The sequence below is a fragment of the Endozoicomonas sp. ALE010 genome (assembly GCF_049310165.1).
Lineage (GTDB): Bacteria > Pseudomonadota > Gammaproteobacteria > Pseudomonadales > Endozoicomonadaceae > Endozoicomonas.
Window position 1 is genome coordinate 1 of the sequence record NZ_JBLYNV010000060.1, and the last position, 12,964, is coordinate 12,964.

General features: G+C 47.6%; 8 protein-coding genes. 4 read left to right on the plus strand and 4 right to left on the minus strand.

Annotation, left to right across the window (positions count from 1 at the left end):
• Positions 1-31 precede the first annotated feature (31 nt).
• A complete protein-coding gene (locus tag ACO6UY_RS19605; protein ID WP_422449730.1) occupies positions 32-1,486 on the minus strand; it encodes an aminoacyl-histidine dipeptidase in 1,455 nt (484 codons plus the stop codon).
• 239 nt (positions 1,487-1,725) lie between these two features.
• Here ACO6UY_RS19605 and ACO6UY_RS19610 point away from each other — a divergent pair, with 239 nt between their 5' ends.
• The 3 genes from ACO6UY_RS19610 to ACO6UY_RS19620 all read left to right on the plus strand — a co-directional run bounded on the left by ACO6UY_RS19610 (position 1,726) and on the right by ACO6UY_RS19620 (position 5,245).
• The gene (locus tag ACO6UY_RS19610) at positions 1,726-3,117 is read left to right on the plus strand and encodes a hypothetical protein (RefSeq protein ID WP_422449731.1); all 1,392 of its coding nucleotides are present in this window, start codon (positions 1,726-1,728) and stop codon (positions 3,115-3,117) included.
• 100 nt (positions 3,118-3,217) lie between these two features.
• On the plus strand, positions 3,218-3,622 hold the full coding sequence (locus ACO6UY_RS19615) for a NirD/YgiW/YdeI family stress tolerance protein (RefSeq protein ID WP_422449732.1): 405 nt from the start codon (positions 3,218-3,220) through the stop codon (positions 3,620-3,622).
• Positions 3,623-3,727: 105 nt separating this feature from the next.
• Positions 3,728-5,245 carry a hypothetical protein gene (locus tag ACO6UY_RS19620; protein WP_422449733.1) on the plus strand — a complete coding sequence of 506 codons (1,518 nt, stop codon included), beginning with the start codon at positions 3,728-3,730 and terminating at the stop codon, positions 5,243-5,245.
• 208 nt (positions 5,246-5,453) lie between these two features.
• Here ACO6UY_RS19620 and ACO6UY_RS19625 read toward each other — a convergent pair whose 3' ends face one another.
• Positions 5,454-6,383 carry a branched-chain amino acid transaminase gene (locus ACO6UY_RS19625; RefSeq protein WP_422449734.1) on the minus strand — a complete coding sequence of 310 codons (930 nt, stop codon included), beginning with the start codon at positions 6,381-6,383 and terminating at the stop codon, positions 5,454-5,456.
• A gap of 354 nt (positions 6,384-6,737) precedes the next feature.
• Here ACO6UY_RS19625 and ACO6UY_RS19630 point away from each other — a divergent pair, with 354 nt between their 5' ends.
• Positions 6,738-8,015, plus strand: a complete 1,278-nt coding sequence (locus tag ACO6UY_RS19630; RefSeq protein WP_422449735.1) for a hypothetical protein — start codon at positions 6,738-6,740, stop codon at positions 8,013-8,015.
• Between the two features lie 153 nt (positions 8,016-8,168).
• On the opposite strand, the gene glnE is transcribed toward ACO6UY_RS19630, so the two are convergent.
• Positions 8,169-11,027, minus strand: a complete 2,859-nt coding sequence (gene glnE / locus ACO6UY_RS19635) for a bifunctional [glutamate--ammonia ligase]-adenylyl-L-tyrosine phosphorylase/[glutamate--ammonia-ligase] adenylyltransferase (protein WP_422490941.1) — start codon at positions 11,025-11,027, stop codon at positions 8,169-8,171.
• A gap of 212 nt (positions 11,028-11,239) precedes the next feature.
• The gene (locus tag ACO6UY_RS19640; RefSeq protein WP_422462938.1) at positions 11,240-12,892 is read right to left on the minus strand and encodes a hypothetical protein; all 1,653 of its coding nucleotides are present in this window, start codon (positions 12,890-12,892) and stop codon (positions 11,240-11,242) included.
• Positions 12,893-12,964 lie beyond the last annotated feature (72 nt).

A 12,964-nucleotide genomic window follows, 5' to 3' on the forward strand; every position in this document is an offset into this window, starting at 1 on the left:
GCGCTGTCACAAACATAGGGCAACCATCGCATTACGCTTCCGGAACCGCTTTCAGGGTAGCCACCAGCAGATCCCAGAACCTGGCAACGCTATTGATATTTACTTTCTCATCCGGAGAGTGCGGGAAGCGGATGGTTGGGCCAAAGGAGATCATATCCCACTCTGGGTACTTGCTGCCCAGCAGGCCACATTCCAGACCGGCATGAACCACTTGTACGCCAGGCTCCTGACCATAAAGCTCCGCATAAACCTGTTTCATAATAGCCAGAATCTGAGAGTCAGCATCTGGTTTCCAACCCGGGTAGCTGTCGGAGAAGATGACTTCGGCATCCAGCATTCGGAACAGACCAGCGACAGCATCACTCAGGGCATCATTACAGCTGCCCACCAGACTTCTTGGCAGGATATGGGCTTTGATCTTACCTTCATTGATGGTCAGAACACCCAGGTTTAAAGAGGTTTCTACCACGCCTGCAATGGAGTCACTCATTCTCTGGGCTCCATTTGGACAGGCATTCACCGCAGCTACCCACTGGTTCTGATCCTGCAGAGACATCAGTTCGGCAGCGGGCGCAGCCTCACTCAGAGTCAGTGTCAGGTTGGGCTCCACCACCGCCAATTCGGCAGTCAGCTCATTGCTGCACTGGTCAATAATTTGCTCACAAGCCTCCAGTGATGACTCAGGAACGGCAATGACCGCAGACGCTTCACGGGGAATGGCATTGGCCAGGGAACCACCGGTCAGGCTGGCAATACGCACACCTTCTGCCTCCAGGCGGTGCAGGACACGGACCAGCAATTTGATGGCATTGCCCCTGCCCAGATGAATATCACACCCGGAATGGCCACCTTTGAGTCCGGCAATGGACAGGGTTTTGCAGGTCAATCCATCCTGAGCGGCTTCAGTCGTGTAATCCCCATTGATCTCGATACGGGTACCACCGGCGCAGCCAATGTAGAGTTCTCCCTCATCTTCAGTATCCAGGTTGAGCAGGATCTTGCCTGTCAGAACACCCTGCTGCAGCCCCTGAGCGCCGATCATTCCGGTCTCTTCAGTAGCGGTGAACAGCGCTTCAACAGGACCATGCTGCAGGTCTTTGGCAGCTAATACGGCCAGTGTTGCCGCCATACCGATGCCGTTATCGGCACCGAGGGTGGTGCCTTCGGCAGTCACCCAGTCACCATCGATATAGGCTTTAATCGGGTCAGTGGGGAAGTCATGAACGGTATCGTTATTTTTCTGAGGCACCATATCCATATGACCCTGAAGAATAACACCGGCACGGTTTTCCATACCGGGTGTCGCCTTTTTGCGAATAATGACATTGCCTGCCGCATCGGACTGCCACTCAAGATTGTGCTCTTTGGCAAAGCCAATCAAATGCTCACGAATCTGTTCTTCATGGAACGAAGGGTGAGGTATGTCACATATGGCGGAAAAGTGTTGCCATAGCGCGTTGGGCTGCAGTTCGTGGATAGCGCTCATTTAAGACTCCAGGGCTAATAATATTGACTGCTGTGTCGGAATATATATTTGCAGTAGCCGTATAGTGAGGGTGCCGGGGATAAACATCAATGAGGGTTTTCTACCTTTATATCGTGCAAAACAGTCGTCAATGGTGGCAACAGGCAAGCCTGCGGATGAGTCCGCCATTTTTCAGGGAACGATGCTGGAATATAGCTGTCTGAAAAGTGCAACAAACGTTATTGACTGGATGTATTATTTTGGACGCAATCTCCAGGCCCCAATCGGGTGCTCAATTTGACAGCAACATGAGTGTTGATGATGTAACAGAGCTTCTGGGGGAGGTTTCATTCAATCATCGTGAAACCAGGGTTACGACTGGATTAGTACCTGAGACAACGTCACAAACGGATGTTGCCATGGTTTTGGACTCCTCCCCCCGTGATGTTCCGGTAGTTGACCGATCAGTCTCTATGCCGTCTGATGGTGGTTTTGCTTATTCACCGGCCGATACGGGCTTGCGGTTGGAGTATTTGCGCAAACATCCTATTGCAGAAGGGTTAAATAGTGATCCTGACTATTCAGCCCTCATTAAGCAGCTGTGCGATGCCACATCAGATCATGAAAAATTATCTTTATTTGAAAAGTTACAAGAAAAGGTTGAATGTAAACATGGTTCAAATAGATTGATTGCAATTTCTCTTCTTCGGCATTTATCAAAGTACACTAACCTGGCAGAGGAAGCATTTCGTCTGATCAATAATTGTGATCAGTTTTCAAGCATTAACGGTAATATTGATGAGCGTAGCTTGCTATTTAATGTTGGTGTTCTGGACGCTCTCTATAGCCAGTTGACGGACTTGTCAAAGCTATTAAAGGGAGAACTGTGTACGGAATCGCTTTCATTAATTCGTTATACCAATATGATTTTTCCTGAGCCCATTTTTGTTCTTGATGTCATGAACCCTCGTCAACTCTCCGGTTATGGGGAAGAGCTGTCTCAGCACAAGGAGCAAATAGTTCTAAGGTGTAAATGGGGTCCTGCTGATACTCGTTTAATCGAATTGATAACGATGATTTCTCGTTACCGTGAAACTGAACTACGTATTTATACCAGCATTTCTCAAGCCTCAGCAAACTACCTTAACGATTATCTAAGAGCGAATAATATTGACCGATTGTTTCTTCCTATGGCAGGATCCGGTTATTTTTCTAAAAGTATGATGGAAGCAGGCATGCCCTCAACCTGCTTTGATATCAATCCACCGGAAAGAACCTATACCAGGGTAAATAAAGCGGATGTGTTTGTCAGCGTCGACAAGTTTGCCAAAATACTTGCTTCGACTGGTGGTAACATGGACTCATCAGCAGTGGTACTTGATGCGCCGCAGCCCGTTTTCATGGATAACGGGCGCTGGGTGGACGCTGATGAATTTCTTCCCAGGGTCATTAAGTCCTGGTTTGATCGGGGAGGTAAGAATTTGCTGGTCATTTCTGAGGCCAGTGATCAGGAATTGCTTTTTTCTTCCAAAGCATTAACAAAAATGGGAATAGCCATGATACCGGTGATACCGGGCTTTCCTCCTGAGATATTTCAAAGCCTGGGGGAGCATATCGGTGTCTGTGGTCTTTATCGGATTGATAAAAAATAAGTGGTTGATTGCCTGCTGGAGACAGCAAAACTCTGGCGAGACTGCCTTTTTCTCCTATTATTCCAGTTGAAATATAAGTCACTGTCAGGGTGTCTCGATAATGAAACTCTACGAGGTTTATGTGCAGAAGTTAGTCAGATGGTCTACCGTTGTCTTGCTGGCATTCACGGTGTTTGTGGCTGAAGGTGCTTATATCGGCCCCGGATCAGGGGTGAGTTCCGTACCTGACTCCGGTGATGGTATGACAACCGTCGCCGCTATCCTGAAGAATCCTCAGGACGACAGGCGGGTCGTCCTCAGGGGTAATCTGGTCCGAAAAGTTAAACATGAGACTTACCTGTTTAACGATGGTACCGGTGAAATCATCGCGGATATTGATGATAACGACTTTCCACCGCAACCGGTAACAGCCAATACCAAAGTAGAGATTATTGGTGAGGTGGATGTTGATCGGGTATCCGCCGTTGAAGTAGACGTAAAGTCTCTGCGAATTATCAGCAAGTAGGGTACAGAAAGCATACAAAAGTCAGGCTAACAGACAGCTAACCATCATCTCTTAAATTAGCCCCTCGTCTTCTACTTTTATAAGGTGCAAAACAGTCGTCTATCGTTGAAACATACAGACGAATCAGCAATTTTTCAGGGAACAATGCTGGAATATAGCTGTCTGAAAAGTGAAACAAATGCTATTTGTTGGAAGCTTATTGTGGACGCAACAGACAAGCCCCAATATGATGGTGCTCAATTTGATGCTTATTCTGGTGCTCATTCTAATAGCAGTCAGGCTGTTGATGATTTAACCGGGCTTTTCGGGGAGGTTTTATTCAATCATCGTGAAACCAGGGTTACCACAGATGAATTAATACCTGAGACGACTCCACAAACTGACCTTGCCACGCTTTCGGACTCATCTCCCCGTGATGTTTCGGTAGTCGCCAGATCAGTCTCCATGCCGTCCGGTAGTCGTTTTGCTTTTTCACCGGCAGATACGGGCTTGCGGTTAGATTATTTACTCAAACATCATGTTGCTGAAGGGTTAAATAATGATCCGGACTATTCAGGCACCATCGCGCAGCTATCCCGTGCGACATCAGACTATGAAAAATTTGCTTTATTCGAGAAGTTACTGGACGCGGTTGATAGTAAACATAAATCAAATTTTGAAAAGGCACTGCCTCTTCTTCAGGGTTTTCCAAAGAAAACTTCCTGTTTAGAGGAAGCATTTAGACTGATCAATAAAAGTGGCCAGTTTTTGTGCAATGACGGTGATGTTGATAAGCGTAGGTTAATATTGAATATTGGTATTCTGGACTCTCTCTATAGTCAGTTGACGGACATGTCAAAGCTTTTAAATGGAGAGCTGTGCACGGAATCGCTGTCAATAATGCGTTATATCAATATGATCTCTTCTGACCCTGTGTGTGTTTTTGACGTCCTTCAACTTGATCAACGCCTTGCCAGTGAAAGCATGCCATTGCAATATCACAGGGAAAGGGTAGCTATGAAGCTCAATCACTCCCATTATGATCAAGCTATCAATGTGATAGCGATGATTGCTGGTTATCGTGAAATTGAGCTCTGTATTTATTCCAGTATTTCCAAAGCCTCGGCAAAGTATCTTAACGATTATCTAAGAGCGAATAATATTGACCGATTGTTTTTCCCTATGGCGGGATCCGGTTATTTTTCTAAAAGTATGATTGATGCAGGCATGCCCTCAACCTGCTTTGATATCAATCCACCGGAAAAAACCTTTACCAGGGTGAATAAAGCGGATGTTTTTGTCAGCGTTGACAAGTTTGCCAAAATACTTGCTTTGACTGGTGGAAACATCGATTCATCAGCATTGGTACTCGATGCCCCGCAGCCCATTTTCATGGATAATGGGCGTTTGATGGGCTCTGATGAATTCCTACCCAAGGTCATTAAGTCCTGGTTTGATCGGGGAGGTAAGAGTTTCATGGTCATTTCTGAGGCCAGTGATCAAGAGTCGCTTTTCTCTTCCAAAGCATTAACAGGAATGGGAATAGTCATGAAACCTGTGATACCGGGTTTTCCGCCTGAGATATTTAAAGGTTTGGGGGAATATATTGGTATCTGCGGTCTTTATCGGATTGATAAAAGATAAGCTGTTGATTACCCGGGAGGCTGACCGAAAATAGCGCCCGTCCTCGCTACGGGCGCTATTCTCAGACAGCCTCTTAGAGCAACGCAGGAGCAGTTGCCGCGCAGAGCAGTCTACCCTCGGACAGCCTCCCGGATCAGGCAAGCCGTGAAAAAATTTTGTGTCTTTGTATCTTTGTGGTTCCCTTCTTTTAAGGCCTTTCGCAACACCCTCATAGCTTACAGTGGTTTAACCACTCTGGATTTTCCTGTCGCTTGCCACGAACCTGATCAAAATACATGGACTGAAGCTTTTCAGTAACGGGGCCACGCTTGCCGCAGCCGATCTTGCGCCCATCGTGTTCACAAATAGGCATTACCTCTGCTGCCGTGCCGGTAAAGAATGCTTCACGGGCAATATATACTTCATCACGGGTAATGCGTTTTTCCCGGACTTCCAGCCCAAGCTCCCGGGCAAACCGGATGATGGTATCCCGGGTAATGCCTTCCAGGCAGGAAGTCAGTTCCGGGGTATAGAGAATGCCATCTTCTTTCACAATAAAGACATTCTCACCACTGCCTTCCGCCACATAACCCTCGTTATCCAGCAGCAGGGCTTCTTCACAGCCACTGTCCAGTGCTTCCCGCAGTGCCAGCATGGAGTTCATGTAATTCCCGTTGGCTTTGGCCTTGCACATGGTGATATTTACATGGTGTCGTGTATAGGAAGAGGTACGAATTTTGATGCCACGCTCAAGCGCTTCCGGCGACATGTAAGAAGGCCAGTTCCAGGCAGCAACCATGGTGTGAACCTGAAGGCCCTCGGCTCTTAACCCCATACCCTCAGAGCCCAGGAAGCACATTGGCCGCAGGTAGGCTTCGTCCAGCCCATTCTCACGAACGACAAGCTTCTGTGCTTCGTTCAGTTCTTCTTTGCTGAAGGGGATTTCCATTCTCAGGATGTGGGCGCTGCGAAACAGGCGGTCGGTGTGTTCCTTCAGACGGAAAATGGCAGGTCCTTCTGGCGTGTTATAGGCTCTGACACCTTCGAAAACCCCCATTCCGTAATGGAGGGTGTGGGTCAGCACATGGGTTTTGGCTTCACGCCAGGGAACTAACTTCCCATCTAACCAGATAACGCCATCACGATCGGCGAAAGACATCGGGAAACTCCAGATCTAAATTATTTTGTTGGTGAAAGAGTCTGAAGTGACTATTGGATCACAACTTTTCTCTGATGCCAAAGAGTGATTGTCCACGGCAGGGGATTGCAAAATTCTCAAGCGTTATCATTTTACCGGAACCAGCTGCGCAGGTTTCAGATCTTTTCAGAATATTCTAACGATTAAGCCATTTCTAATTGAACCGATCGAGTAATTTATGGTCAGAAAGTACTTTGATAGTTCATCAAAATTTGAGGCCATTTGACAGTTGACAGTTGACATTTAAGATTGGGTCTCTTGTCTGATGTATCTACAGGTTGCTGTATCAAAAAATTTAAACAGGAGCTATTGCTAATGAACCTGGGTAATTCTTTCGGTTACTTACCGGACGGAAGTGATCTTTCTCGATATGGGGAGGTTGATCATCAGGAACCGGTACTGATTTATGATCGGGATCGGCAGCAAGCCTTGTCCGGTAAAGTATTCAGAACAACCAGCGGAGCATTGTTTCGATGTAAACCTGAGGATTTGAATGAAATTGAGAGCAGAATGTACTGTGGCGAATGTTCGAAGGGTAATAGACATATCATGGAAGGCAGGCCTTTGCATCACAGGGAGATCGTTAACAGCGCCATCATTGATGTGCGACCAAAAGACGCATCAATACTCCCATCACTGAAGGGGTATACTTTAGCATCTGACCTACAGTGTTTTATAAAGGCAGATCCTATTAATTACAAGAAGTATGATGAGCATGGAGAACTGACCGCTCTTTCCCGGCGCCTCATAGTATATTGTGCGAAGGACCATAATGGTGATGAATGTCGTCAGGCCGTGGAGTTAAGCTATTTGCCTGACCATTATCATGGCGAACATCATGGATGCTTTCCTGCCCCGGTAGTTGCACCGCAGGGACTCTATCCAACAGAGGATTTGATGACATTTGACAGCCTCCCAGAGAGGGCCGCTGGATCCGGGAATGAAGAAAGTATGGTTCAGATGCAGTTAATGTCGGGCATGAAAATACTTGAACATCTGCAAAAGAGATACAAGGAGCAGGATGAGCAAATCATTCAACTGAACAAAACGATAGAACAACTTCAAAGCAATGTAGGAAACCTCTCGGTAACCTGCGCTGATAGTAAAATTCAAATAGAGGAATTGCAGGAACAGCGCACGGATGGAACGTTTTTATGGAGAATAGACAACTTCAGAGAAGCCATAGACAAGGCAAGTATCGACATAGAAACATCGTTTGACAGTCCGGTTTTCTATTCGGCACCGGAAGGATACAGGATGAAGGCAACAATATATCCAAATGGCGATGGTAACGGAAAAGGCACCCACATCAGTCTGTTTATATCAATTATGAAAGGCATGTATGACGACATTCTGCCTTGGCCATTCGATCAAACTTTATCCTTTGAGATAGTTGGGGAAGGAAAAGAAGTTTTGGGAGTAAATAGAACTGAACCCGACCGGACGATCCCAAGCTTCCAAAAACCGGAGAGCATGAATAGAGCTGTTGGTTGCGATAAATTTATGGCAATCACTGATCTTACACACATGCTTCCGGGTGGCAGTCTATTTATCAGGATCAACGTCGGTGAGAAGGCCAGTGGCAGTGAGTAAAATTGTCTAAAATCCTTACCACCCTCATCTTCGGCTTGCGCGGGCGGGGATAAAGACAGAAACGCATAAAGTGCTCCACGGGGTGGCCATCCACAGGGCGGCCATCCCCTTGAGAGTTTACACATAATCAATTAACTGTCGTTGGATTCCTGCTCATTTCATACAGTCTGCCCAGATAGCCATAACGGCCTGACGCAGATAGTCGCCAGAGGTATTGTCTACTTCAGGTACCTCGTTTTGTAATGCTTTTTGATGAATACAGAACCGGAAGGTTTTATAAGCCTCCCGAAGCTGATGGGCGTCGTCATGTTTCAACAGGCCAGCAAGCTCCAGTTCTTCAGAAATCCGCACGTTGTCGGTCCACTTCAACAGCGACGGGTACTGGCTGGAGTACCGCAGAACGGCAAACTGCATCAGAAACTCAATATCAACAATGCCGCCCGGGTCATGTTTTAAATGGAAGACTTCACCGCTATTGACTGAAGATGATGTTGACCTCAGGTGTTCCCGCATTTTCTGGCGCATATCAACAACATCATCACGGAGTTTGTTAACATCCCGTTGCTGGCTGAGAATAGCTGATCTGAGGTCTGCAAACTTCTGTGCAAGTGTTGGGTCACCGGCAATCACACGGGCACGCACCAGGGCCTGGTGTTCCCAGGTCCATGCTTCCTCTTTCTGGTACTTCTCAAAGTAAGTGAAGGAGTTGACCAGCAATCCTTTCGAGCCGGATGGCCGTAGTCTCATGTCTGCATCATAAAGAATACCCGAGGGTGTCTGTGTGGTCAGAATATGGATGATTCGCTGGCCCAGGCGGGTATAGAACGTGGTGCTGTCAATGGCCCTGGGTCCATTGGTCTCTTTATTGGTACCGCCATTATGGATGAAGACCAGGTCAAGATCAGAGCCGGGGCCTAACTCAATACCGCCCAGCTTGCCGTAACCAACAATAATGAAGCCGGGATCACACAGGTTGCCGTCAGCATCCCGGGGCATTCCATATTTTTCAACCAGGTTGCGCCAGGCAATGGCCAGAACGGCATCAAGAATCACCTCAGCAATCCAGGTCAGGTAGTCACTCTCTTTCATCAGAGGCAGGGTGCCGGACACCTGGGCAGCCGTCACTCGTAAGACATGGGCCATTTTGAAGTGGCGCAGAACTTCCATCTGGTTCTCAAGATCATCTTCCGCAATATGGGCGAGCTGTTGGCGCAGCTCGTCGGCCAATGCTTCTTTTTCCGGTGGATTATAGAGGTCGCCAAGATTGAGGAACTCATCGAGAAGTGCTGGGAATCGGGCAATCTGTTCAGCAATCCATGGGCTGGCAATACAGAGTTTGCCAAGGTGCTCCAGGGCGGCAGGGTTCTCGATCAGCAGAACCAGATAAGCGGTTCGACGCAGCACTGCCTCAATCAGCGGAAGAATTCGCAGTAAAAAAGTATCAGGTTCAGTGGCGTTGGCGGCCACTCCCAGCAACAGTGGGATGAACTTATCCAGACGGTCACGGCTCTGCCTTCTGACCCGGGTAATGGCTTTGCTATCTCGCAGGGAAATCAGTCGCTGCCATGAGGCATCGACATTTTTGAAGCCCTCTCGGGCCATCAGCTGCTGTTCTTCTTCCTCGCTAAGTTGGTCAAGCCAGAGGGCTTGCCACTGGTCACTATGAGGATCTTTGGCATTTGTGGTTTCAGGATCAGCAATAACCGCATCAAAATAAGTGGTGACCTGGTGACGGTGTTCTTCCAGCTTTCCCAGTAACCCGGACCAGTCTTTTTGCCCCATACTGAAGGCGACCCGTGCCTGAGCCTTCGGGCTTTTCGGCAGATCCTGAGTCTGCCGATCGGCGATGGCCTGAATGGCATGTTCAAGATTACGAAGGAAAATATAAGCGGCTTTCAGCTCATTGGCTTCGTCAGGAGAAAAATAGTGTTTGCGCTGCAGCGTTGATAGAACCTTCAGCAGGTTTCGCTCCTGAAGACTGCGGTCACGCCCGCCATGTATTAACTGGAAAGACTGAATGATGAACTCAATCTCACGAATGCCACCTGGCCCAAGCTTGATATTGCTCTCCATGCCTTTGCGTTTCACTTCCCGGCGGATCAGCTGCTTCATTTCCCGCAGGGCGCTGATGGAGCCAAAATCAATGTAGCGACGATAAACAAAAGGACGCAGCTGGCTGAGCAGTAGCTGGCCTGCGAGCATGTTTCCGGCAACCACCCTGGCCTTGAGCATGGCGTAACGCTCCCAGTCCCGGCCCTGATCCTGATAATACTGCTCCATCGCTGCAAAGCTCATGGCCAGTGCTCCGCTGGAACCATAAGGCCGCAGTCGCATATCAACCCGGAACACAAAACCATCGGCACTCTGACAATCCAGCACCTTGATCAGTCGCTGGCCAAGGCGGATAAAAAACTCCTGATTGGTAATGACCTTTTTGCTGCCACGGGTTTCTCCCTGGCAGGGGTAGGTGAATATCAGGTCGATGTCTGAAGAGAGGTTAAGGTCTCTGGCTCCCAGTTTGCCCATACCCAGTACCACCATGTTCTGGGGAACCGTCTCTTCCCCCGGGATGTTTGTGCCATAGGGTGTTCCCATGCTCTGGCAGCTGTCCTGGTAAAGCCAGTTGAGTGCGCTATCAATGCAGGCATCCGCCAGGGCCGACATATCCGCTGTGGTTTCCGACATGCTGACCCGGCGATTCAGGTCGAGCCAGATAATCCGCAGCATTTCCCGGTTGCGGTAAAGTCTGAGAGCCTTGATCAGGTCCTGCTCATTTTCAACCGCTGCCAGTGCTGTTTGTAAACGTTCCGGGTGGGTTCGGGCTAAATCAGGGAGTTTGTCATGGTTTTCCAGAATGCTGGCAAGCCACTGGGGGTGACGAATGCACTGCTGCGCGGCAAAGTCACTGCCTGCCCAGCAATGGATCAGCTGATCCATCAGCCCGGGACTCAGTTGATCGCTCTGGTCAGGAAAAAGGCTACCAGGAAAAGTAAATGACGGGTTGTTATCCATAAACTGCTGCAAGTGAGCAGTGACCACGTTCCTGATTTCTGCAGGAAGAATTTCCGTATTAGTGTCAGTTGACCCGCAGGCAGTTAATTGTTGACTGAGTTGTGCCCTGAGTGACTCCATAAACCCGCTCTCTTCTGGTTGCTGGTGCCATTTTATGAGAATGGGATGACTATAGCCATATACCCGTTTTCAACGCTGCCCGGATCAGGCCCTCAAACGTTATTGCCAGGAGCCTGGGTAAGTCTTAAGCGGTTGCAGGGGTGGTTTTTTGCTGGCCAGGCAACATAGCTGGTAAAAGCCGGTTGTATATCAAAGTCTTTTAGCTTCTTGATTTCCTGTTGACAAACAGGTGCATAGCCAAATAGTCGATAAAGTGGACTGTCATAATGCGTTGTGACGGAAACAACTTTATCTCCCCGCTTGAATGCTTTTTTGGCGGCAAACGCCGAGAGTTCATTGGATTGCCTGAACGCTGTAAATTGTCCAAGTGTCCACCCGCTGCTTAGTTCAAGAATCTCCAGGGGAACAAGTCCAAAGGTTGGCATATCAAAATACTGTTTGATTTCAAATATGTCGTTATGGTGCTCCAGGGCAATAATGTGCTCCAGCAGTTGGATATTTTGAGCCATCGTCAAGAGCCTTTCAGGAGTAAGCTTCTCCTGAAAAGAGGTTGTGAGCATGGCATATTCACAAGCTGAGAGTCCTGCAATTAACTTTGCAACCTGCCGCAGGGTAGAAGAAACCTGGCCAGTGCAAAGCATTTCCTGAAATGCGAAAGGGCTGAATGGCACGGTGAATGGATTTCTATCATGAATCAGGTATTCATGATCACCCAATTGTTGAATATCTATTTTTGCATAGGGGCTTTGGTCTAACAGATCGTCCCAAAGGCCATGGGCCACCACGGCTTTCAGTGTTGTTTCCGTCAGACCGGCTTCTCTACTGAGAAATGCCAGTGCCAGTACATGAGAGTATCTACCGTGCAGGAAGTTGCCTGACCAGGTGCTGTCGGTAAAACCTGATTTATCTATCAGAGAACTGGCTATCTCTGCAGGGACATAGCCTATAAACTCCGGGGCATCTTGCAATTGAAGACCTCCCCGGGCCACTTCTCCCAGAACTTTAGATAACACACCCCGGATTTTGGGGGCTGTAGCTTTGACAAAAATTTCCCCTTTCATGCCATCGGGATGAGAATATCGATATTTCTGTGCGTTGCATACGGTCTCTGCATCCTTTATGGCACTGACTCTGACTTGCTTTTCAATGTTTGCTTTTTGCTCTGTGTTAAGTTGGAGATTAATAAAACCTTCCTTTACCAGTAAATAGTCCTGAAGCTGTTTTGCGTCCAGTTCTGCAACCAGCTCTTCAGACAGCAAATGCCTGAGCTTACTGCCTACCAGATCGAAAAAAACACATTGAGCAGGGTAATCGAACAGTTTAAGTTTGCAGAACTTATATTGATCTTGTTGAAAGGTATTGAGTGCTTCTATGTCCTTCTCTTTCAAGGTTGTACCGTAAGAAAAAATCTCGGCAATATGTCGGGCAAGTTGCAAACCGACAATATATTTTGATTGGTCGGTGAAAAAGGTTCCCGGAAGGAGCAACGATTTAAGGTCAATACGTGATAAGTCCCAAAATACATTGTTATTGCACTTGACAAGAATGGGGCCTGGATCACTGATCGATCGTTCGCCCAGGGGGATCTCTTTCACTGACCTGTAACCGGCACGATGGGCAGAGGTATGACGAACTCCCCCAATAGAAATTTCTTTATTATTATGACGTACCGGTTGAGTTACTTTTTTATTAGACTCTAATGCCGATTTAAACATCGGTGTTTCTAACAGTGAAATACTATCCATACTTACACGTTTTATAATCTCATTAATTTAATAGATAGGGCGCTTTTGATTATATTTAATTTGAAAAGTTCA

Coding starts and splice junctions, on each gene's coding strand:
- ACO6UY_RS19605 (WP_422449730.1), bottom strand. CDS start 1,486: ATGAGCGCTATCCACGAACTGCAGCCCAACGCGCTATGGCAACACTTT.
- ACO6UY_RS19630 (WP_422449735.1), top strand. CDS start 6,738: ATGAACCTGGGTAATTCTTTCGGTTACTTACCGGACGGAAGTGATCTT.
- glnE (WP_422490941.1), bottom strand. CDS start 11,027: ATGGATAACAACCCGTCATTTACTTTTCCTGGTAGCCTTTTTCCTGAC.
- ACO6UY_RS19640 (WP_422462938.1), bottom strand. CDS start 12,892: ATGGATAGTATTTCACTGTTAGAAACACCGATGTTTAAATCGGCATTA.
- ACO6UY_RS19615 (WP_422449732.1), top strand. CDS start 3,218: ATGAAACTCTACGAGGTTTATGTGCAGAAGTTAGTCAGATGGTCTACC.
- ACO6UY_RS19625 (WP_422449734.1), bottom strand. CDS start 6,383: ATGTCTTTCGCCGATCGTGATGGCGTTATCTGGTTAGATGGGAAGTTA.